The organism is Pseudarthrobacter sp. C4D7 (genome assembly GCF_013359725.1).
Lineage (GTDB): Bacteria > Actinomycetota > Actinomycetes > Actinomycetales > Micrococcaceae > Arthrobacter.
Genome location: NZ_JABFMW010000021.1, coordinates 1 through 23,400, shown reverse-complemented (window position 1 = coordinate 23,400; position 23,400 = coordinate 1). Strand labels below are relative to the sequence as shown.

Sequence of the window (23,400 nt, the reverse complement as noted above, 5' to 3'; positions counted from 1 at the left end):
CTAGTTCTTCGTCCGCGTAATCAAACCAGTCAGCCGGGGGACCAACCACATGCCCGAGGAGCCCAGCCCCGTCAGCTTCGTCTCTTCAGGGTGGCCGGTAGCGCATTCGATGGATGTGACGCGCGCGCCGGTAAACCCTACGGGCCACTCGTCCCTGCGGTAGGTCTTGAATGCAAAGTTCTTTTTCAGTGCGTACGCGAAAGATGGGCTGGTTCGCCCGATAACCTTGCCTTCACCGGTCGTCAATACGTAGCGGGGCACCTCGCCGGGCTCCGGCTCGGATTGTAGGGAGCCAGAAACTACCTGGCCCAAGAGGTCCTCCAATACGAGGTTGTCCTGGATTGCCTGGGCGTCGCCGTCTTCGGGGTAGTACGGGGAGACGTCGTCGATGTCCGAGTTTAGGAACTCCATCCGGGCTGTGTACTGCATACGATTCCTGCCAAAGGCCTTTTCAAGCCAACGTCCCGTGGAGCCATCCGCGTACTGCAGGAGTTTCGTGGGCAACTTCGTTGAGATGACTTCTTCCCGCGCGCGAGTCAATGCTACGTACTTCTGCTTGAGAGTCGCTTCGTTCTGCTCAGCCGCTGGCGATCCAAACTCGGGCTGCAGATACAGGACGTTGGTGAACTCCAAACCCTTAGCCCTGTGGACAGTCGAAACTATAAGGCTGGCAGCATCTGCCACCGTCAGAGTTAACGGGATTGACCGGCTGCGGAGTCGCTGACTCAGCTGCGGAACATTCAAGGAGTTGTAAGCCGTGAAATTCCCTTCAGCCGTCTTTAGCGCAAGCCATAGGTCAGCCGCTGAGTCGCCAAAGAGAGCGGTAAGGCGTGACTTGATGTCGTCCGCATCGTACGTTCGATCCTCGAGGTCTTTGAAGACCTGATGCACCCAGGGCGCAACACTCATGTCCTGAGCTTTGCGGCGAACCAGATGGGGATAGCCGTTCTGCCACAGAAGCTCGCTTGCGATTAGCACCTCATAGTTTGTTGAACAGAGGAGGGCGGTCGTCTCGCCGTCGTTCGGGCACAATGCCCCGGATTCATTTAGCACTGAGGTGCTAGACACCTGCCTTCGGAAGTCGTCAAGAAGGCCGTGCGCAGTTTCGGAAGCCGAAGCATCAAGCTCACCAAGGCTCCGGATCTCCTCACCCACCGAGATGAGCTCCCGGGTACGGTCGGTGACCGCCCTGTAGTGCTTCGCCAGCGCGTAGTGCTCGGCGCCGTAATCGCTGACGAGTCTGTCGATAAGGTCTGCCGACGTTAGCTTCGACTTCGATTCATCCAGCTGGAAGTCGTAGATGCCCTGAAGGGGATCACCCAGAACGGTAAAGCCAAGGTCGTCTCCGAGGGCGGACAGCAAGGCCAGAACAAGTTCAGCACGATCGCCCACGAGGTCCTGGGCTTCGTCAACCAGAATGTGCTTCAGGTGCAAGATCCGGGCGGGCGTCTCTCCGCCGGCAATGTACTCCGTCGCTTTTCTGATCCGCGCGTCGAAGCTGCCACCGAGAGTATCTTCGCCCATGTCGATCGATATTTGCGCGGCAAAGGAGTCAAACGTTCTGATCTGCAGGCCATCCAAATCATGCACCCGAGCACGTTTCCGTACTGCTTCGACGGCGGCTCGTGAGAAACTCAGCACTAAAATCTCGTCTGCCGGGTTTAGACCGTCTTCTACGAGTGTTTTCACTCGAGCAAGAAGCACTTCGGTCTTGCCTTGCCCCGCCGCGGCGGTGACAAACAGCCTGTCCTCTGGTTCGGCTTCCGCTACCGCCCGCTGACTCTCGTCCAGCTCAATTTCAGACAGCACTGATTGCCTCGTTCCGCCAGAGATAGTCGAACTGTGTGAACGCCAATTTGTGTCCATACTGGTCCAGATTGTCCTTGACGTTCACGATCAAGACTTCTTCGCTACCGCCGTTACGCGGACCGCGAAGGCCGCGACCGATCATCTGTATGTATTTGTTCGGTGAGAAGGTTGGACGGCACACGTAGACAGCATCTACCCTAGGCGCGTCAAATCCTTGGGTGAGCACATCGAAGTTTGTGAGCACCCGGATCTTTTCATTCCGGAAGTCCTCGATAATGGAGCGTCTGTGGCCGAGGTCGGTCTTTCCTGAGATGGCGGCGGCAGGAATGCCTTCCACCGACAGGACAGCCGCAAGTGCCTCAGCATGTTCCACCGAGGCGGCAAAGACGAGCGTTGGCCCACTCGTCTTCGACGCCTTGATGTGATCCAAAATGGCTTCGTTACGCTGCGTGCTGTCCGCAACTTGCTGGAGGTCGATCCTTGCCTCGAGCATCAAGCTTTGTGACTCTTGATCCGTAGCGGAAGGCATGTCCTTCAGCCTTAGTTCGATGCCCTTCAGTTCCTCGTGGTTGACTCTGGCCAGGACTTCGATGCTTTGCAGGTACTCGTGCGCATTTTCCGCATTGAACTCATCTGGCTCAATGAGATTCCTGCCAAAACGTGCAACAAGCCGTTCTGTCTCTTTCTCATTGGATCCCCGATACGGCGTGGCGGACAGCCCCAGCAGTGATCGCGACTTCTCAGTGTAAGAACGGCCCAACCAGGTTAAAACCTGTGTGTACTGCGTAGTAGTTGCTCCGTGGGCCTCATCAATAATGACCAGGTCCGGATCGGACATCCAGTCGTACATCTGGCGCCGGTTTTGGTAAATGCTGAAGAGCGTCTGAATTGTCGCGACGACCAGGTGAAGTTTGGTCTCCTCACGGACGGCTTTGTTTCCGCCCCATAGCCTGCTCACAGCCATCCGTTCGCCAGGAGAACCTGCAGCTTGCCAAACGTATGTCCAGGTTTCGATGGCTTGCTCGCATAGCTCGTCAGACTGCGCAATCCACAGGACCAGACGACGTTGGTCCTTGGAAGTCGAGGCGATATCCCTGATCACTGATTCGACGGCAACTCGGGTCTTGCCGGCCCCCGTCGGAAGCTGCACTAAACCGCGCCGATTTGGAGTTCGCTGAGCCAGAAGATCGCAAATCTTCCGGCTTGTAGATTCTTGATAGGCGTGTAACGGCTTAAGGCCCACTGGTCCGACAAATTCTTCGCGTTCCGGTTTTCTCTTGATGGATTCGCCGGCAAGTGCGGGGGAGAAGCCGAGTTCCTTCACAAACTCCCGAGCCGTTCGACCTCCACGGAAGTGGTCAGGCGTTTCGATGCCAGCCTCTTCAAGGGCAGGTTTAAGAACCTTGAGCAAACTGCTGCCATGGAGATTACTGACGATATCGAACATGCGTTCATCGGTCAGTTCCAGATCCCGTGCTGCAAGCATTTTCATGACACTTTCAGGAATCAATTCACGGAGAGTTTCCCTACCCACGAGCTCGGCCACTTTGCCTGCATCGGTTTTTTGTTTGTTCACACGTCCGATTCGAGCCTGAGCCTCATCGTCCCTCTTCAGCTGTCGCATCGCCTGCATGACCTGCGCCGAGGAGAGGTTGCTTCCGAAGGCACCGAGAATGGTAGTCAGGAGTGCCTGGTCGCCTTGAGGAGCGCGGTAGTAGAGCATGCCATCTTGCAGGTATGAGGCTCGTGGGGTCGCAACCGATCCCGAGTCGTAACTGTTCGTTTGCACCTCTTCCACGGAGACGCAGGGAACGCATAGGGTTTGAACGGCAACTTTACTGGCTGCACGTTTGAGGTAGGGGAATCGCGATTTGATGCTCGTCGGCTCTTCTCCTTCAACCGGGATGCCCCGAACCGAGGTAAAGAATTCCACGGTGACTGGTTTGATTCCCCAGTTCTCGGTGAGAGCCTCATCCAGCTCCGGATGACCTGTGTACAGGACCGAAACGTCGGCTGTTTCGACGAGGTAATCCCGGGATTTGAGGTCGGAGGCTAGGACGACGTCCGTGGTCAGGTAGCGGGTATTCCGTCCTCCGCTGAGCGGTGTAAGGAGCTCCTTGGGAGGGCGAACATCAAGGGCTGCGAGTGCCCCATAAAGTTCATGCAGCTGTTGTATGGGCAACTGCTGCTCAGCAAGGGAAAGGACCATGCTCCACACGATTCGACTGTGGTCGGTTGGGAAACCCAGCGCCGCTGCTTCTTCTTCGCCGGGAAAGGGCAGGTAGTCGGAGGGGATCCCGTCGACTTTTCCCACACACTTCTGGGCGTCCACTTTTCCTAGAGGCGTTTCGAAAGCGCCGTAGCTTTTAACCCACCAGAGGTCCGGTCCATCTATCGTCTCTGCTGACCGGAAACCGCTGCTGAATTCGACCTTCGAAGGGTACTGCGGCCTCCCGAGAATCGTCTTTGTTACCTTCACACGAGTCGTTGCTGACGCGTCGATGAGAAGGTGGAGGCCATCCGTCGTTAGGGCCTGAGTGAAGCGTATTCCTGCTTCGGAGAGGGGCGCAGGCCCGGTGCGGGAGGCATCGGCAATGCGGGTTGCCTCAGCATGCTTCCACAGATCGTAGGTTGCACCGCCTCGTGCCATCTTGGCGTCAGCGAGCGCTGTCCTCGCTCCGAGGTTCTTAAGGAGGGCGAGGTCGTTAGCGTGGAACTGGTCGTCCACTACAAGATGCTCATCACCAACACTGTTTTGAGCGAACAGTCCGCCAGGGAGCCAAACGCTGCCAAGCGGACGCCACTGATGATCACGGCAGCGCACCAAGACTTTCGCGGGTTCCGTTCGCTCGTTGATTACAGCCAGACTCTCGGGGACTGCGAGCGACCGAGTAAGCCTCCATAGAGACTGCGCGAGCTCGGCGTCGGAGTAGTTCTGGGCCACTTCGCTTGCGACTCGGCTGACGATGCCTCGGCCGTCTTGCGCTTGGAGGTCGAGGGCACGGAGGTAGCCGTTTGCGTTGCCATGGTGCATCAAGTCATAGGAGACAACGTTTTCGGATTCGTCGTCGGCGCTCATAGGAAGAAACACCCTTGACGTGATCGGGGCTTGAACGCTGCCGTCGGACATAAGAACGATATGGCTCCGACGCATCGCTGGTCGGTAATCCGCATAGGACTTGTCGATCATGGCGGCTAATTGAAGCGCATTCTCGTAATCCTGCAGCTCGCCGCCGGCAACAACCTCTTCCAGCCATTCCTCAAGAGACGCGCGCTTGAAGTTCGATTCCTTCAGAATCCGCATAACCTGGAATTCTCGTCTCAAAGCAGACGAGTGTAACCACAGCCGGTCCGCAGGGACCCAGGACTCCCACAAAGCGATAAGACGGGTTGCTTCTTCTAGTGCAGGCTGTACCTTAATTTCATTCGGAAGCCTGAGGATGCCTGACCTGTCGGGCAGGCAAGGCGCAAATGGCAAAATTTCGAAGATCGGTTTGTTGATCATGGAATCTGCCCAAGAGCTTGACTCTTTGTCACGCGAGGGCAGAATATCCAGAAACAGCGCCGGATCTCCTGGGGTTCTGAGGTCGTTTAGTGCGCCTGCCACCATTCGCGGGAGTGTCCGGGTGAGGATTTCCCGGTTGTAGAGCGTCTCAAGCATGCTGTGGCGGTCTTCGTTCATCTTGAAAGCCGCATTAACGATGCCGCGAAGCGAGGTCTCGTGCTGGGTGGGGAAGTAGTTCCAGAAACGGCCCATCTTTCGGCGCTGATTATCCGTCAGGGGGACCGCCCAGGTGACATCCACCTGCTTGCGGGCAACAATGCTCCCGGCCTCGACGGCTGCCTGGGTGCTGACGACATGTTTGTCCCGGAAAATGCGCCATTCGTTTGTTGTGGTTCCGTCACTGAGGGTTACTCGGTTACCCTCTCTAACGGCGGACCAAATGAGCGCGGATCCGCCGATCCGATCCTCGAACTCCAGAGTTCCAATTTTTTCGGAGAAAAGAAGAAACTCGCCGGGAAATTTCTTAATCTCATCGGACAGCCAGGAGACAGTACCTGTCAGAGGCAGTTTCACAACTGTAGAGGCCCAGGGGAAGAGCTCGGCAAGAACAGCGTCGTCGGCTGCTGCGATGTCCGGGTCCACGGGCGTGGCTAGCCGAAGAATCGGGTAGGTTTCGAGGTTCGGGTACAGGCCCTGGAGAAGCTCCCGGCTTCGGGTCTGGCTCCACGAGACGGAGCCGCTCCGGCTGTAGATCTTTGGATCGGAGGTTATTTGGATAACCGACTTGAACCCTAACCCAAAACGACCAATCTCATCGTCACGCTTTTCAGATGAGTGGGAAAGCATTAGAGTCCGAAAGCCCGCCTCCGAAAAGGCCTGCCCCTCGTTGGCGCAGTAAAGCGCTTCCTCCGTCAAGACCACTTTGATGCGACCACCCGCGTTTTTGATGGCGTCGGCCGCATTTTGTATGAGTTCGTTTAGCTGCTTTCGGCCGTACCCGCCTTGGGAGATAGCGGCTTCAATGTTGCTGTGCTCGCGGACAAGGTCAGGACGGGCCCTGTAAGCGTTGACCGCGCTCTGTGTTTCAGCCGCAACAAACTTGCTGAGCGGCGAAGTTACGCCAGCCCACGAATCCCGAACCATCATTGGTTCCGTCCCCCACATCGAGATCAGTGCTATCGGCCCCCGCCGAAGTCTTCTCGATAATATTTACCACCAAGATGCGACTTTTTCGCGCAGACTCTTGATAAAGCGAGGCTTCTCAGAGGTGCTGCACGAGCTGGCGGGCTATGGCACTAGGGCTATGGGGACCGCGGCGTTGCGGTGGTTCATAAGTGACCGTCATCAGTCCCAGTGATTCACGATGCGAGGTATGGCAAACGAACACATTTGGGAAGAGAACTTCTGGAGACGGTCACTCAGGTTTGCGACGACACGAGGCTGGGGGACCGCCGGGTACTTCCGCCGATTGGTCGTGCCGGCACCGGTCCAGTCCTCGGCACAGGATCGTCGTGGGAACCCTCGGTGTTTTGTGGTGCAGTATCGCGAGCCGTGTCGGTCCACCGTTTTCTTATCATCGTGTCGAAAAAATTTGCGTCAAGATGTCGACCGAGAGCTGCTGCCAGCACGTGGGCAGCGAGTCGCGGTGGAATGGCGTTACCAATCTGTTGCGAGACGTCTTTGCCCGACCACGGGTAATTGGCGGGGAACGTCTGGAGCTGGCCTGCCTCCGAAAGTGTGAGGCGGTCGAGTTCGTTCCCGTTGTAGAACAACCGGTTCCGGGAAACTTTTCCGGTGACCGTGAAAGCCGGTTCCTTCGAAGTGCGCTGACCTCGGGCCTTCGGATCCCCGCCGGTTCCATAATTGGATATCATCACGAAAGGCTCCACCCGGCCCAACGTTTCGCCGATGCTCCGGCAAGGCAGCAACGAAGGCCCGCTCGTAATGGCTTTCACCTCTTTTCTCCTGAACCGGTGATGCGTTGGTGCGGGAAGTACGGGCGTGCGGTGACGGCTCGCGATCAGGATCGCGCGGCGGCGCGTCTGCGGCACCCCGTACTCATCTGCATGGAGAACGCCTGTCACCGTCCCATAACCCAGTGGTTCCAATGCCTTTGCCATGGCCTCCCACACGGGCAAAACCGCAGGCACCTGCTCCAAGACAATAACCTCGTAGGCGTTCCCCGCCTTATGGGCCTCCAATGCCCATCGCAGCGGCTGCAGCACCAGCCCGGTCCGCTCATCATCCAACCTGGCCAGCTCGGTTGTGACGTCGTCCCCCTCGGCCATGCGCGTGATGAAGGACAGGACCCGGTCCAGTGCCTTACGACCAGCACCTGCCCCGGCAACGGTGTACGTCTGGCACGGCGGCCCCCCGGCGAGGATAGTCGCATGGGGAAACTCGGCCGGACCGTGATCCCGTACGTCACCTTGCACGGTTCCAAGCCCGGCGGCCCGCCTGGTTGCACAAGCATTTTCGTCCCACTCAATGCCGGCCACAGACAATCCCAGCCAGCGTGCAGCGACATCCAGTCCACCAGGACCGGCGAAGAGATCCACCATGTGAGCGTCATAAGGAGGTGGGTCCAATTGCACGAAGGTCATGGGACACGATCATATCGGTCCGCAGCTCGCCGGTGGATTAGCGGCCCGCGCTTGCCGATTGATCATCAGCGCAACGGCCGGTCACACTGGCTATCAGTCATGAGACATATCAAGACCACAAGTCGCTGGGCGCCATGTGCCGTCACCGCGACTCCGCCTCCGGCACGGAAATTTACGGACGTGGGACACCGACAATAACCTACTCTCGCACCGCGTAGGGCACGCGAACCGGGGCACTCCGCGCAGGTATTGTTGGCGAGGGGGACCGTGCGCGGTCAAGTCCTACACCGGTGTTCGGGTTGACCGCCGCAGTCTGCGCAGCAGCACGTCGCCGGTGTCCGAGTTGACGGTGGAGGCGCCGTCCGGAATTACTGAGGAGCGTGACTGGTGGGCAACGTCAGCGATTGGGCATTGGGGCTCAAGAAAATTCATGAGAAGCAACTGGACCGTCCCCGCCGTGTACACCGGCTCGGCCGGACCAAAATTCTCTTCACGACCGGCCACGCGGCATGCACCCTAGGTGCAGCGGTCGGGGCAGTGTCGGTCGATGCTCCCGATCCAGTTTTCTGGATTGCAACGGTGGCAGGGTTTTTCGGCGGCAAGTACTTCTACCCGGTTCCCCGTAGCAGTGTTGCAAGCCCATATGGCGTCAGGGACTTCGCCAAGAAATCCCCGGCCGACCTGGACTTCATGACCCCGGCAGAGATCCGGGCCTACCAATTCAACGCGGAGTTCGCCCAAAAGGGCGTGACACCATTGGCGCTGGGGACCGAGGACGCCCTGGGCCGCCAGCGTGAAGCAGTCCGAACAGGGTCCCAGGCCTCAGGCGTGGATGCCGCGTTGCTGGCTGATCTTTCCCTGGCGGAGCTAGAGGAATACGGAAAGACCGCGGACCGCCACGATCTGCTGAAGCGGCGGTGGCTCACCTACGAGGTGGACCCCCAGCTGCAGTTCGACTATCCCGCGATGACAGATACGTCCCTTCCGGCCACTTCGGCCATGCTCAGGGCCATGCGCGCCGCCGACCACGAGAAAACCGCAGGTAACCCGTCCGAGTACAAGCTCGCCGTGGACCGGTTTTCCCAGGCCCTGGCAGCGGCGGAAGCAGCAGCGGGAGTGCCCTGACCACGGGGCCAGCGACGGGGTGACGGGCCAGCGCCGGGGCGGCTGAGCGCGAACCTGGTGGTCGTGCATCACCGGCCGGATCGTGCTGGAGGACCTGGTGAAGCAGGGCTTCGACACCCTCATCAACCACAAGGACACGGCGGTGAAGGTGCTGGTGCACCCGTAGCAGCTCGAGGGCGGGTGCCCTGCATGGAAGGAAGGACGACAGCGGGAAGCGAGTACCGCCGTCGCCCCTTCCGTGCCTGCGTGGGGGCAATCAGCCCAAGGTTTACACGGACCCAACCATTGCGTCTCAGCATTGGCGCAGGAACACGGAAGCATTGGATCAAGGCCGGTTTTGCCTGTGCGTTCGCGTGAGACGATTCAGGCACACCGCGGACAATGCACGATTTGGGGGTCTCCGACAGTGCAGTACAAAACCTTATCGCCGGCGCTTGCTCTCACAGCGCCTACGGAAGTGGCCATCAGGCGCGCTGAGCAACTTCGGCACCCTCAGACTGGTGAAAGTCACAGCCGTGGAATCCGCATCGGACTCGAGGGCCACCGATGACCTTCGACTTCCACTCCGACACCCCGGCCGGCAAGGACCCTGACTCCTTCAGCCCCGCCCTACGGAAGTACCACCAGCTGCTGTGGAGCAAGGAGTTGCCCACCGGCCAGCAATTCCACCTGGCTATGGAACCCCGCAGGTACCTCGTGCACCGATCCTCGTCCGGTGTCTTCTTCCTCGCCAGCGACGCCATCACCACCAGGCTGCGAAAGAAGGCTTGGAAGGTCATCCGTGACATACCGGACGACGACCTACCTAAGTACCTCGGCTACACCCTCGGAAGCACGCTCGTGTTTCCAGGCAACAGGATCGGCAGAAAGCCGACGATTAATGGTGCACGCGGGCTCCATCCCAGGATCGCCGACCGCTTTGATCTGACCCTGGAATGCATCCGCCGCCACTATCTTAGTAAGCCGAGCCCCCTCGCAGCGGTCCTGCTCAGGTATGCGGACTTCTTCGCACTGTTCGGGGATTTCGCGGGGTACGTCAAATTCTTCTTGCTCGAAGACCTCGTGGAGGATGACGGCCAGACAGTCCGGTTCTTCCAACCGTTCGCCGACTTCAGCACACCGGCTGTTCCGAAGGACCGCGACGAATACCTCGAGTATCTCCGGCTCAGCAACGCTTTCATCAGCGCGCGCAATCGTAGGATCGACGAAGAACTTCAAGGGCGGATCGCACGGTAAGCCGGAAGTCTCCTTGGTCGCAGCCCCTTCGGCGCTGCGGAACGGCGGCGTCCGCGGTAAACGCTCGCTGCCTTGGCCGGGCGGCTCTTTCTCGTGTCCGTAGCCTCGCGAGGGCCGAAAGGGCCTCAAACGACGAGCTCAATTGGCTACGGGCCGTAACTTACCGGTTTCCGGACCGTTGAACGACGCCAGAACCAGCACACAGACAGGATTGTCAGGGCCGGATGCCATGATTGGTTGCATTGATTGAATGACGGTACTGATGGCGGTGCCGTAGATGGGGGAATTTGATGAGTCTGTCCAACCGCGAGTATGTGGGCCGGGCACTTGAGGTCTTGGCGGTTGGCCTTGAGCCGTACATCGCAGGAGTGCTCGCTGAGTTGGCCCCCGGTGTCGCCTGGACCAAGATCATTCAGCACAAGGACGAGAACGCCGGCCGGGCTGCACAAACCTACGCCCCCACCGATCTCAGCCTGCAGCTGCGCATCATGACTGAATCCATGGGATCGCTCGGCTACCCCTTTAACCTCCCGCATGAGGCACGCAGCCACACCTCCGAGCTGCGCCAGGCACGGAACCGCTGGGCCCACAATGAGAGCTTCGACGACGCCGATACATTCCGTGCCCTGGACACCGCAGGTCGTCTGGCCAGAGTTATCGGGCTGGATCAGACTCACAGCGAGTTGGCTGCGCTTCTCGCCGAATACCAGGACCGGTCTTCTCCAAGCCGGGAACAACCGGAAGAAGACCAGCAGGCTCTGCCGGCCGCCGTCGCGCAGTCCGACCACCCGGAGGAAAGCCTTCCGGGTGAGCCCGCAGTTCACGAACCGGCTGCATCCGCTCCTCACGTTGTAGTCGAAGTGACCACTGCAGATGCATTGAGCTACGCGATGGCGCATAACGGGTTCCGCTTCGTCAGGCAGGTCAAGATCACCAACAATGGCGCGGAAATCCGTGGTGCAGTGGTCCAGGTGGAGGCCTCCGCGCAGACAGGCCGGATCTCCGGCGACTTCCAGCAGTACGTGGACCTTGCCGCAGGCCAAACCATCACGCTTGACGACCTCAACGTCCCGGTTCAGGCTGCCACCATTTATGAACTGGCGGACCGGCAGACGGGAAAGGTGCTGGTGACCGTCCACGCGGCGGGCGCCGATGCCGCCATGCCGGAGCTGGGCAGCGCAGAAGCAGACCTGACGCTCCTGCCCGCCCAGTTGTGGATCGCCGGACGGGGACTCGTCTCCTACGAGTTCCTTGCCGCGTACGTGCAACCGCACCATCCCGGCATTGCCAAGCTCATGTCCGAGGCCGCCGACATCCTCATGCAAACAACGGGCAGCGGCAGCTTCGACGGGTACCAGGAAGACGGGGACCGGGTTGACCAGATGGTGTTCGCGATCGCCCAGGCTATGAGCGCCCGCGACATCCGCTACAGCATGCCACCCGCCAGCTGGGGACTTGAAGGTCAGCAGGTCCGCACGCCGGCTCAAGTCCTGGAGGACCGTCTGGGCACGTGCCTCGACACCACGCTGGTCCTGGCCGCCGCATTGGAATTCTGCGGCATCAGGCCCCTGCTATGGCTAGTGGACGGCCACGCCTTCCTCGGTTACTGGCGCGAGGAAGGGAGCCTCAGCACTGCAGCGTCCGACGACGTGCCCGAGCTGGTCAGCCTTGTACAGCGGGGCTACATCGGCCTCGTGGAAACCACGCTCCTCACAGGCAGTCAGCCTATCTCGGCGGCCGCGCTCCGCAGCAGCCCGTTGAACCGCTACGTGGAACGCGGCAATGACGAGATCAACGCGGTGACTGACATCAGGCGCGCCCGCCTGGATGGCATCTACCCACTGCCGGCCCGGACCACTTCCGACGCCGGAACCTACACCGTGGTCAATTACGTCCCGGAAACTAAGACTGCGCCGGCGCTGCCGACGAAAGCAGCCCCACCTGGCGGAACCGCCAGGACCGCATCCGACGTTCCGCCTAGGGTCATCCAGTGGAAGAACGCGCTGCTGGACCTGAGCCTGCGGAACCGGCTCATCAACTTCACTGATACGGCCCGGTTCCCACTCGCGGTGCCCACCGCATGGATGGGCACCTTCGAGGACCTCATCAGCAAGGGCACGTCCGTCAGCCTGCTCCCGTCCAACCAGATCAGTGCCATCCACCAGGAGCGCGGAATCCGCTTCGGCAGGGACCTACCCCAGGATGAACTCGCCGACCTGCTCAGCTCCAAGAAAGCCGTGTTCGCCGAGGTCAGCGAAGACGGCTACAACGCCAAGATGCGCGGTCTCGCCTACAAGGCGAAGACCCAGCTGGAGGAAACCGGAGCCAACAACCTCTACCTGGCCCTTGGCAGCCTGATGTGGGAGCTGGACGGCCGGGCGCTTCGGTCCCCGCTGGTTCTAATCCCGGTGAAGCTGACTTCGGCAGGGAAGAACGGTCTGTACCGGGTCACACTCGACGAGACGGGGCAGTCCGCGCCGAATTATTGTCTTCTTGAGAAGCTGGCGCAGTCCCACGACCTGCGTATTCCGGGCCTGGCCGAGCCGGTTGAAGATGGATCCGGGATCGATCTGGACGCTGCCTTCGACGCAGTCCGCGCCGCCGTTTCGGCCAAGGGCCTGGCCTTCCGCGTGGAAAATACCGTGGACCTGTCCATGTTGCAGTTCGCCAAGTTCCGCCTGTGGAAGGACCTTGACGAGAACTGGGAGGAATTCACCGCCAACAGCCTGGTCAAACACCTGATCAGCACCCCCACGGAACTCTACGCAGACAGCGTTCCCGCCACGCCCGACGTCGACCTAGACGCCCTTGCAGCGCAGTGTCCAATACCAGCGGACTCGTCGCAGCTGGAGGCAGTCGCGTCAGCAGTCGCCGGCCAGACCTTCGTCCTGGAAGGCCCTCCGGGCACCGGAAAGTCACAGACCATCACCAACCTCCTGACCCGCGCCATTGTTGACGGCAAACGAGTTTTGTTTGTCGCGGAGAAGCGGGCCGCACTCGATGTTGTCCAGAAGCGGCTCGACGACGTCGGGATGGGACCGTTCTCCCTTGACCTACATGACAAGGGCAGCAAGCCCGCCGTAGTCAGGGCGCAGATCAAACACGCCTTGGAGCTGAGCCTGTCCGCGAATAAGCAGCAGCTTGAGACTGCCTCCACCGACCTTGCATCGGCTCGCCGTGGACTGGTCCGGTACGCCCACAACGTCCATCAGGAGAATGGCGCGCAGCTGTCCCTCTACAGCGCGCGGACCAAAGCGCTGACCTATGAACCTGATCATGCGACAGTTCCGCTCAGCCCGGAACTGACAGCGGCCTTGAATGACTCCCTGAACTCGATTCGTCAGGTGTTCCGGGAACTTCCGGAGTTCACTGACCCCGTCCGTCCTGGGCCAGACCACCCATGGCGGTTCGTCTCGGTTGCGGCGGGTGACCAGCAGGAGCAGCAGTTGCTGGCTGTGGGTCGCCGTCTTAATGAGGCGCTGAACGCCTTGCGGCCAACGCCCGGACTGCCGTCGGTTCTGGACGCAGCGCAGACGCCGACCGACGTCGCAACGCTCGCCACGCTGCTGCAGGACCGGGATGTCCCGTTGGGGACGTTGGACGTGGTCCGCTCGAGCGACTGGTCGGTTAACGCTGAACAGCTGGAGAAACTGGTTACGGCCGTTGCGTCCGTCCAGCATCCGGGCCTTGAGCACGTAGCGCCGGGGGCTATGGATCTTCAGCTGCCAGAAATCCTCGGCCGTGCGCAGCAGGCCGCAGCATCCGGGTTTTGGGGACGCAAGAAGCGGCTGCTCGCAGTGGCCGCCGAACTGTCGCCTGTGGTTGTATCTGGAGCTGAAATCCGCCATAAGGAGCTTGTGCCGCTGCTGGAGAAACTGGTGGCCGTCCAGCAGGAGGTCTCCGGCCTGCGGGCAACGCGGGGCTCTTTGCCTGGGCTTCCCGCGGATCAGCAATGGAACCCGCTGACGCCGGACGCCCAGGCCGACCTGAGACACCGCATTTCCTGGCTTCGCTGGGCCGCTCAGGCGGTGCAGCCGTCCCCGGAGCCTGACGCCCTGAGCTTCCAGACCGAGCTTCGTGCATTCCTCGAGGATGCCCCAAGCGTCCACCAGAACGTCGTCGGCTGGCTGCGGGAGCTTTCCCAGGCCTGGGAAGAATTCCTGAAGATCCAGGGTGTGGGTAGCGGTGACCTGCGTGCTTGGACCGGTGAGCGAGGCTTCCTGGCTCGATGGTGGGAAACGTCCGTGGCGCGGCGACTGGATGCGTCGGGATCGGTCCCGCTGTCGCGGTGGCTTGAGCTGGTCAATCATGTCGAGCCGCTGCGTGCCGCGGGGCTGATGGACGCGCGAATTGCCATCCTCGACGGCGAGCTGGAAGCGGATGACGCAGCAGCAGCTTTTGAACGCGGCTTGGCTGAAGGGTCGCTGGCCGAGCGGCGCATCGCTACCGGGTTAGCCGACTTTGATCCCACAGTGCACGAGCGCACCATCGAGCGGTTCACGACGCGCGCGGAAACCGTACGCGAGCTGCTCAAAACCAACCTCGCCGCCGGGGTACTGCGCTCCCGGACGGTCTCGTCGTCGTCGACCTCCGGGCGCATGGGCGAGCTGCAACGGCAACTGACCAGGCAGCGAGGCGGGTTGTCCGTCCGCAAACTGATGGAACATTACGCGGACCTCATCACGGGCATCATGCCCTGCACGCTGGTCAGCCCGGATTCGGTGGCGCGGTTCTTCCCTGCCAAGGCCGGTCTGTTCGACATCGTGGTGTTCGATGAAGCCTCTCAGATCCGCGTTGCCGATGCGGTGGGTGCCATGGGCCGCGGAGCCTCTGTAGTGGTGGTGGGTGACAGCAAGCAGATGCCGCCCACGTCGTTCGCGGAGATTTCCTCTGACGCCGGCAGCGATGGCGACGCCGAGATTTCCGTGGTCGAGGATATGGAGTCGATTCTTTCCGAATGCGTGGAAGCGCGGGTGCCCCGGCAATGGCTGTCGTGGCACTACCGGAGCCAGGACGAATCATTGATTGCCTTCAGTAACCAGCAGTACTACGACAGCAAGCTTTCCTCGTTCCCGGGCCCGTCCCACGGCGCTGCGAATGCGGGTGTCCGCGGATATGGCGTGAACTTTGTCCGCGTGGATGGCCAGTTCCACCGCTCAGGACCATCCAAGGTCCTTCGTACCAACCCGGTGGAGGCTGCTGCGGTGGTGGCCGAGATCCGCCGGAGGTTTGATGCTGACCCGGCGGGGACTCCCTCCGTAGGTGTGGTGACCTTCAACCTGCAGCAACGTGCACTGATCGAAGGGCTGCTGCGGGACACCGAGGATCCCCGGATCGTCGCTGCCCTGGACGAGGATTCGGAGGGGCTGTTCGTCAAGAACCTCGAGAACGTGCAGGGTGATGAGCGGGACGTCATCCTGTTCTCGACGGGGTTCAGCAAGAATGACAAGGGATACCTGCCGCTGAACTTTGGTCCGTTGAACCGGTCAGGTGGGGAACGGCGCCTCAACGTTGCTGTCACCCGTGCACGCCGGCAAGTTATTGTCTTCTCCAGCTTTAACCCGGCCGATCTGCGCTCCGAGGAAACCAGCTCCGTGGGGATTAAGCACCTGCGGTCCTACCTCGACCTGGCCGAGCAGGGGACCGCTGCGCTGCCTTATGACGGGCGCCGCGCTGCCAGCATCGACCTGCACCGGGAAGAAATCGCCGATGCGTTGCGGGACCGAGGGTTCGTGGTTGCAACAGACGTGGGGCTGTCCGACTTCAAAGTTGATATCAGCGTTGCCGTTCCCGACAAACCCAACCGCCCGTTGATGGCCGTCCTTCTGGACAGCCCCGCGTGGGCCGCCCGCCGGACGGCGGGCGACCGGGACGGGCTGCCACGGGATGTCCTGACCCGGATGATGCGATGGCCCTCAGTGGAGCGTGTGTGGTTGCCGGCGTGGCTGGCCGACCGGGACGCGGTGCTGGACAAAGTTGAAGCTGCTCTGGAGGAAGCGTACGAGTCGGCAGCTCCTGCGTCAGAGCCTCAGAATGCCTTGACTGGCGGAACTCCCGCGGTGATGCGCTCCGGACGACGGGCGGCAGAGGCGGCCGCACCTGAGCAGGAGTTCGTTCTGGTCGCCGGCAAGGACACTTCGCCGCTTGGCCAGGGAACCCTCCTAGAGGCCGTTCAAGCGAACCCGAGGCCAGCCGCGCTTGTTGCAGCATCCGCCCAGTCTAGCTACAAGCCTTGGACTGTCCGGCGCTTCGGCGGCCTTGAGGTACTGGACACGCTTCACTCCCGCCGCTCAATAACAGCCGTACGCGAAGCTATCCAAGATGTGATCGCAGCAGAAGGACCTGTCCACCAGGAGCGGCTCGCCAAGCTCGTCTGCGCTGCTTTTGAACTCAACAAGGTGAACTCGCAAAGGGCAAATTCCGTACTCGATGTTCTGGACGAATCACTCCACTACTGCGACGCCGACGGCTTTATCTGGGACGCCTCGGTTAACCGGGAGATGTGGGAGCAGTTCCGCCCGAACAGCGCTGACATTACCCGGAAGCCTGAGCACATCAGCGTTGTCGAGATTCGGAACGCGATGATCGACATTGTGCGTCTCTCCGGTGGCATCCCAGTGGACGAGCTCCACCGAGAAACCATTAGGACTTTCGGTGGCAGGCGTTTGACGGCAGGTGTGACAGCCCGCCTCAGCGAAGGGCTGCAGTATGGCGTCGACACGAAGAGGCTTGAGCTTCGAGGTGCATTCGTGCAGCTGACTAGCTAGGCAAGTATGGCATTTAGGCAATCATTGATTTTCCCAGAAGGCATAGCAAGCCGTCCTGCAGACGCCGTTAGCTGGCTGGCGCTCGCATCCTCAACAAATTGATCTAAATTTGATCGGAGTCCCCATGTCCCAAGAACCCACACTGCTCTTTCTGCACGGCGTCGGAGACGGAAACAGAGACCGTGCCTGGCTGACTGGCCTTGAGGCGGCGTTATCGCGCCTGGGGTATCCGGCCATAAACCCTGAACGCGTACTAGCACCCAGGTATGCTCACGCACTCAAAGACAGTGATGAATCCTTCCCTCTTCCGAAGATCAACGTCAAGCAGCCTGCGAGGGACAAGGTCCGCCAGAATCGCCGGGACTTTGAGCGACGCACAGCTGCGCTTGAGTTCCGGTTAGGAAGACATGACCACGGAACCGGCTGGGGTGGCGCCGAACTAGTGGTTAACGGGTCGGCGAACCTTCCTGGTTTCGCGCAAGTCCGAAAGTACCTCGGTGACGCTGACGTCAGAGCACAGGTTCTGCGGCTCATCCTCAGCAAACTGCCCGCAGCCGGCCGGATAGTAATTGTTGGCCATAGCCTAGGGTCAGTAATTGCTGCAGACCTGATTCAGCGGTTACCAAAAGAGCTCGAGGTGGTCGGCATGGTCACCATCGGCAGCCCACTGGCGAGCGGCAGATTCAATGTCGACAAACTGCGCGAGAATATGCAGGAGCCACCCACCAACTTGGCTTGGTGGGCAAATTTCTGGAACGTGCTGGACCCGGTAGCGGCCCACAGGGGACTGTCGTCGGTGTACAACTGGATGCTTGACTTCCGAATTGGAACTGGATTCAACCACCACGTCCACGACGCCGATGCGTACCTTTCACACGATGCCGTCGCCGAAGCCGTGGGGTTTGGGCTCTTCGGATCCAAGTCCAAGGAAATCGTCCTCGCGGAGCGAGGTCTCGATATTCAGCTGGATGCGTCTGAACTGACTGCATTGGTGGCACTGCGTTATGCCCACCTGCTCAAGGAACGGCTGGACGGCGAACAGGGTATTCGATTTGCGGGAGCGTTGCGGCAGGTGCAGGCCACAGTCGTCGACGAAATTCGTCAAAGGAATAAGGAAGCGGGGAGGCCGCTGCCCTCTCAAGTTGCAAGGCTGGCCTTCGACGCGTCCGACTCGAATGCGAACGTCCCTGAGCCCCGGCCGAGCAGTCATCTCACTAAAGAGGAGGCGGTAACGCTGTTGACAGTTCTGGCATCCGAAAATGTGATCAGGCCCTTTGATATCAATGTAGACCGCGGTAAATGGCTCGGCGCAATGCGGGAGCTCACCTCGGAGATGGGGTTGGGTAGCCAGTACGGTTCTCACGTTTTTGAGGCTGCCAAGGAGGCCCAAGATGTGCTCAGTGGAGCGCTCGTAATTGATTGGAAGAAATGGGGAGCACTCGGCGCGGGTGCCGTTGCACTAGTCGTTGCTACAGGCGGTCTGGCCCTGGCTGCGGCACCTGGGGTAGTCGGGGCCGCAGTCATCACAAGTGCCCTGGCCGGATTCGGTCCTGGAGGAATGATTGGTGGACTTCTAACTGCAGGAACGCTGGTGGGTGCGGGTGGTGGTGGCATCGCCTTTAGTCTTGCTAGCCCCGGCACTTCAGCCGAAACCGTGGAAGCAGTGATTCAGCGCCGCTTGGCGGCCGCAATACTGCGCCAGCGGCAGAAGCTTGAACCGGACTACACGTTGTGGAGCATCCTAACTTCAAATGAGATAACAGTCCGCCGCGAATATGAGCGGCTGGACGAGTTCTCCGATGAATCCTCTCAGGGACTCAAAGAGCTGAAGAAGAAGCTCGAGACAATTGGAAGAGCAATGAAGTACTTGTCCGAGAACGGCCTTGAACCCAAGCTGGTTGAAGATCCAGAGAAAGATGCAGGGGACTGGGCGGCGAGTCAGAACGCTGCTGCTGCGCACCAGCCGTCACCACTGAGCTAGCCGTACTGTTGACCTCAACTGGTAGCACACGGGTTGCACGCGCAGCCAAATGTCCAGGGTCAGTTGGCGCGTTAAACCGCCCAGATTCGTAATGCTAAAAATCATTTGACGGGACCGTGCCCGGCGATCTGTTACGGACCACGATCCTTACCGTGACAACCTGAGGGCGTTTTCGACGTCAAATGAAAATGGAGACCTAATGCTCGTAAAGCTATTCAAAGCACGATTCCGGCTTTGGCCTGTTCTGCTGATCGCCGCGCTGGTTGTTGCGGGATCGTGCGCCGCATTCGCATCCGGTGCAGTCAACGTGATGGCGCTCAAGTCGCTGTTCACCAGCAACTCGCATGAGCGCGATTCGCAGGTGATTCAGTCTGTTAAGCGCGTGCAAGAGGTGGCGCTCCTCAGCCTTCACATGGAGGGTATTTCGAAGCACGAAAGCAATGGAGGGATTTTCGGTGTGGCCGTACCCGCGAGCGAGAGAACGACCCTGATTCAGTACAAGTTCGACGCGAAATTAGGCATCGACGGGTCACAGGTGACGATAGAGCCCACTGGCCCCAACTCTTATCGGGTAACTATCCCTCAATTCATTGGCATCGGCTTCGACGAGCCCGTATTCGAGGAACCCCTCGAGATGAGCAACGCGCTCAGCTGGATGGCAACCCCAGCTGTCCAAACCCGCATGATCAACAACATCCTCAGTGACGAGAACAAGCAGAAATACATTTCCCAAAACGAAGCGGCGCTAAAGGAACAGGCCAAGGTCTTCTACTCCCGGCTCATCACAAGCGTTGATTCCAAAATCACTGTCGACTTTGCGTTCGCAGAATAGATGACGGCAGCGCTCCATCCTTGCCTTGGACGGAACCCCTGTGACCGCGAGTGCCTGGGGTGCCGGCCCAAACACGCAGCGCTTTTGCTGGCTCCAGTGCCGTGACACACTTTTGCAGGTAGGCGACGACTTCGGCGTCGTGTGTTGTGGCCGTCTCTCAGATCTGGCAATCGGTACAGGGGGGGGCGGTAGCGATGCCTGAAATTACAATCGCGAATGCGCCCTCTGCCTGGAGTAGACACCCCATCCTCCACGTGATCTTCTCCAAAAATCCTGGAGCCAAGGGACTGGTGCAGAGGGATGCTTCGGCAGCATAATAGGACCCCACAATTGGTAAACCGGATGGGTCACTAATGGGCAAGATGAAGGGCAACCGTCTCAATACAGCGGCAAACGTCGGGACCTTTGTCACAAACCGTGAGCAGCTCGCGCAACAGAGAGCAATCGCAGCAAATTCTCAAGCAGCGATGGAATTCCAAAAGCAACAGCTGGAGATCCAGCGGCAGCAGGCATACGAAGCGGACTACGATCGGCTGATGCATCGAACCGATCGGGAAGTCGCGCTGGGACGAATGACTCGACGTCAAGCCGACTTTGTACTGTTCGAGGCTCAAATCTGCCATGACGTGGAGGTGGGGCGTAAAAACCCCGACCAGGCCTTCTATGAGCTGTTAGTCCACCGTGCCGATCTGGATGTAGCCGAAGGGCGCGCCACCCAGGCGGAAGCGTCCTATCGTGTTCATCTCGAGTGGTACAATCACAAAAACCCCGCACCAAAGCCGGGCAGCCGCGTCACCCACTCGTTTGGTGCGATGATGAACGCGAGCATGGGCCCGGCAGTCCCCGGTTGGTATAACAAGGAACCGGGCATCGCACGTCGTTGGGACGGCGCCCGGTGGACTTTGGAAACGATGCCTGCCACAACAGCGAAGGAGATCGCTCGACGCGAGTGGCTGTCGGTTTCAGCCCAAGGGCACGTCCAAAAGTCGAGAACAACCGCGGGAATCCTCGGAATACTGCTCGGTTTTGTCGGCGCGCATAGGTTCTACTTGGGCGACAAAGGCTGGGGATTTCTACAGGCTGGCGTGTTCCTCCTGACATTCGCTTTCACTTTCGGGCTAGTGGGTTTATGGGGAGTCGCAGAGGGCATCATGATTCTCTGCAGAGCAGATATCTTCAGCCGTGACGCAGCGGGTGTGCCGCTTAAGTAACGTAGTTGAACCTCCCGTCGCGCTAGCCGGGCCAATCAACGCGGCAGAAGCCACCTTAGGGGAGCGGCTGACGTTCGCCCACGCTGATGGAGGACGACGGCGGCAGGTACTCCCGCCGTCGCCGTTCCATCCGGCGCTGCTGGCCTGGAGAGGGGATCTTTGCCCGCTTGGCGCGGTTGCACCTGGCGCACGCGGCAACGAAGTTCTGCAGGCTGGTGGAGCCGCCCTTGGACCACGGGTAAAAGTGGTCGCCATGCTCCGCCGGGCGGCCGCAGCGACGACCGAAGCCGGCTTCCAGTTCGCAGAGGCCGTTGGCCCGTGCCATCCCTTCGCGGCGCTGCTGGCGGGTGACGCGGCGTACCGGGTCGCGGCGTCGCATATCTCGCCTGCTGACGACGGCTGCGCCGAAGCCGAGCACGACTACGACCACAAGGGGGAGCGCAGCTGCAGAGACGACGCGGTCGAACATCCCGCGCAACACTGCAGCGGCGACGGAAGGCCCCGCTCCGGAAACCGGTGCTGCCTTTGCCGTGAGGGCCGTCATCACTGAGACGGCGAGCCATATCAGCACCGCCGAGTACGCCAACCGAAGCCCCTGCCGGGTCCAATAGATACCCCCGAGTTCCTGCATTACTTCCCCCAATTTTGTTCGCGGGCGTCCGTGGTCGCTGGCGCCCAGGGCACGCTATCGGCCAGGCTCAGTCCGGTGTCCCAGGATTGGCTCAATTTTTGCCGAGCTTCCCGCCCTGGTCCCGCCGTCGTCATGCCGCTGCTGCCGTCCCGTCGAATAGACGTAAGTCATTACCAGGTGCAAGGGTGGTCGGATGGATGCCGACATCAACTTCTACTTTGATCCCGTCTGCCCCTTCGCCTGGATGACCAGCAAGTGGGTGCGGCAGGTGCAGGCGCAGCGCGACTATGCGGTGGACTGGCGGTTCATCTCGCTGCGTCTGATCAACTCCAATGTTGACTACGACGCGCATTTCCCGCCGGAGTACGAGGCCGGGCACACCGCCGGGCTCCGGCTTCTGCGGGTGGCAGCCCGGGCGCGAGCGGAGCATGGCCGCGAGTCCATGGGCCGGCTGTATGAGGCGTTCGGCTCCCACATCTTCGACACTGCACCGGACGCGGCCGAACAGCGCACCGAGGGCGAAGTCCGTGAGCGGCGTGGGACACGGGAGTTCGTGGAGCCAGTCCTCGCCGACGCAGGCTTGCCCCTGGCCCTGGCGGACGCTCTCGACGACGAGTCCTGGGACAGCGAGATCCGCCAGGAGACGGATGAGGCGCTGGCGCTGACGGGCAAGGACGTGGGCACGCCCATCATCCACTTCGAGCCGCCGGCCGGGGTGGCCTTCTTCGGTCCGGTGATCAGCCGGCTCCCGGACGACGATTCGGCCGCCGAGCTGTGGGACCACGTGGTGGGGCTGGCACGCTTCCCTGGTTTTGCCGAACTCAAACGGAGCCTGCGCGAGCAGCCCCAGCTTGCTGCCTTCGGCGTCGACGCCGATACCGTCGGTCAGCAGGAGGACTGGCACGGCGGCAGCCGGCGGCAAAAGAAATGACGACAGCAGAGGATGGACTCATGAAGACAAACACCCGCCAACACCAGGAATCCGTCACGGTCCAGGTCTCAGCCGACGCGCTCTACGATCTGGTCTCCGACGTCACCCGCACCGGCGAGTGGAGCCCGGTCTGTACGTCGTGCTGGTGGGACGACAAGGCCAGCGCGGGTCAGGCCGGCGCTTGGTTCACCGGCCGCAACGAGATCCCGGGGCGGACCTGGGAGACCCGGTCGCTGGTGGTGGCTGCCGCGCGCGGCCGCGAGTTCGCCTGGCTGGTGGGCGGCAAATACGTCCGCTGGGGCTTCATCCTGACCCCGGCAGACAACGGGACGACGATACTGACCGAGACCTGGGAATTCCTGCCCGAGGGGATCGCCATGTTCGGGGAGAAATACGGCGATGACGCGGATACCCAAATCGCCGAGCGCACCCGGCAGGCCCTCGCCGGCATCCCGAAAACGCTCGCAGCGATTAAGCGGATCGCCGAGTCCGCAGACGCCACCGGGGACGTGCGCGCCTAGGCGGGATCCCGCCGTCGTCCGTCCTTCCCGGGGTGGTGCGGATCCCCGTGGTGGGCGTGTCGGTCCGTGCAAGAATGGCGCCATGACTCACGAGCAGCCGCGCTCCGTTGCGCCGGAACTGGACAGCGCCGACCTTCCCGCCTTCGAAGCCGCCTACCAGGCTGCACAGAAAAGCCTTGCCGGCGGCGGCATTCCCATCGGGGCGTCGATCGCCCGGGACGGCGTGGTGATTGCGGACGGACATAACG

General features: G+C 60.7%; 12 protein-coding genes and 1 pseudogene. 9 read left to right on the top strand and 4 right to left on the bottom strand.

Annotated elements, in window-relative coordinates:
* The 3 genes from HNO81_RS14380 to HNO81_RS14370 form a co-directional block, all read right to left on the bottom strand.
* The gene (locus HNO81_RS14380) at positions 1-1,809 is read right to left on the bottom strand and encodes an ATP-dependent helicase (RefSeq protein WP_175318787.1); all 1,809 of its coding nucleotides are present in this window, start codon (positions 1,807-1,809) and stop codon (positions 1-3) included.
* A complete protein-coding gene (locus HNO81_RS14375) occupies positions 1,799-6,460 on the bottom strand; it encodes a DEAD/DEAH box helicase (protein ID WP_175318786.1) in 4,662 nt (1,553 codons plus the stop codon). The genes HNO81_RS14380 and HNO81_RS14375 overlap by 11 nt, the downstream gene beginning before the upstream one ends.
* A 272-nt stretch (positions 6,461-6,732) precedes the next feature.
* Positions 6,733-7,917 (bottom strand): DNA cytosine methyltransferase, encoded by a 1,185-nt coding sequence (locus HNO81_RS14370; protein ID WP_217509457.1) that lies wholly within the window; start codon positions 7,915-7,917, stop codon positions 6,733-6,735.
* A gap of 579 nt (positions 7,918-8,496) precedes the next feature.
* Here HNO81_RS14370 and HNO81_RS14365 point away from each other — a divergent pair.
* The 6 genes from HNO81_RS14365 (at position 8,497) to HNO81_RS14340 (ending at position 21,069) form a co-directional block, all read left to right on the top strand.
* The gene (locus HNO81_RS14365) at positions 8,497-9,042 is read left to right on the top strand and encodes a hypothetical protein (protein ID WP_175318785.1); all 546 of its coding nucleotides are present in this window, start codon (positions 8,497-8,499) and stop codon (positions 9,040-9,042) included.
* 546 nt (positions 9,043-9,588) lie between these two features.
* Positions 9,589-10,278, top strand: a complete 690-nt coding sequence (locus HNO81_RS14360; protein WP_175318784.1) for a hypothetical protein — start codon at positions 9,589-9,591, stop codon at positions 10,276-10,278.
* Between the two features lie 290 nt (positions 10,279-10,568).
* Positions 10,569-17,045: a DUF3320 domain-containing protein gene (locus HNO81_RS14355; RefSeq protein WP_175318783.1), complete on the top strand. Its 6,477-nt coding sequence runs from the start codon at positions 10,569-10,571 to the stop codon at positions 17,043-17,045.
* A gap of 124 nt (positions 17,046-17,169) precedes the next feature.
* Positions 17,170-19,026, top strand: coding sequence for a hypothetical protein (locus tag HNO81_RS14350; protein ID WP_175318782.1), 1,857 nt, complete (start codon positions 17,170-17,172; stop codon positions 19,024-19,026).
* A 199-nt stretch (positions 19,027-19,225) separates the two neighbouring features.
* Positions 19,226-19,858: a DUF4230 domain-containing protein gene (locus HNO81_RS14345; RefSeq protein ID WP_175318781.1), complete on the top strand. Its 633-nt coding sequence runs from the start codon at positions 19,226-19,228 to the stop codon at positions 19,856-19,858.
* Positions 19,859-20,211: 353 nt separating this feature from the next.
* Entirely contained in the window at positions 20,212-21,069 is an 858-nt protein-coding gene (locus HNO81_RS14340; RefSeq protein WP_175318780.1) for an NINE protein, read from the top strand.
* Between the two features lie 55 nt (positions 21,070-21,124).
* Here HNO81_RS14340 and HNO81_RS14335 read toward each other — a convergent pair whose 3' ends face one another.
* Complete coding sequence (locus HNO81_RS14335; RefSeq protein ID WP_175318779.1) at positions 21,125-21,700, bottom strand: HNH endonuclease; 576 nt, start codon at positions 21,698-21,700, stop codon at positions 21,125-21,127.
* Positions 21,701-21,893: 193 nt separating this feature from the next.
* Between HNO81_RS14335 and HNO81_RS14330 the strand changes: the two genes are divergently transcribed.
* The 3 genes and pseudogenes from HNO81_RS14330 to HNO81_RS20185 all read left to right on the top strand — a co-directional run.
* A complete protein-coding gene (locus HNO81_RS14330; RefSeq protein WP_175318778.1) occupies positions 21,894-22,631 on the top strand; it encodes a hypothetical protein in 738 nt (245 codons plus the stop codon).
* A 20-nt stretch (positions 22,632-22,651) separates the two neighbouring features.
* Positions 22,652-23,152 (top strand): SRPBCC family protein, encoded by a 501-nt coding sequence (locus HNO81_RS14325; protein WP_254703490.1) that lies wholly within the window; start codon positions 22,652-22,654, stop codon positions 23,150-23,152.
* Positions 23,153-23,234: 82 nt separating this feature from the next.
* Positions 23,235-23,400 (top strand): annotated as a pseudogene (locus tag HNO81_RS20185) (nucleoside deaminase); the annotation flags it as partial.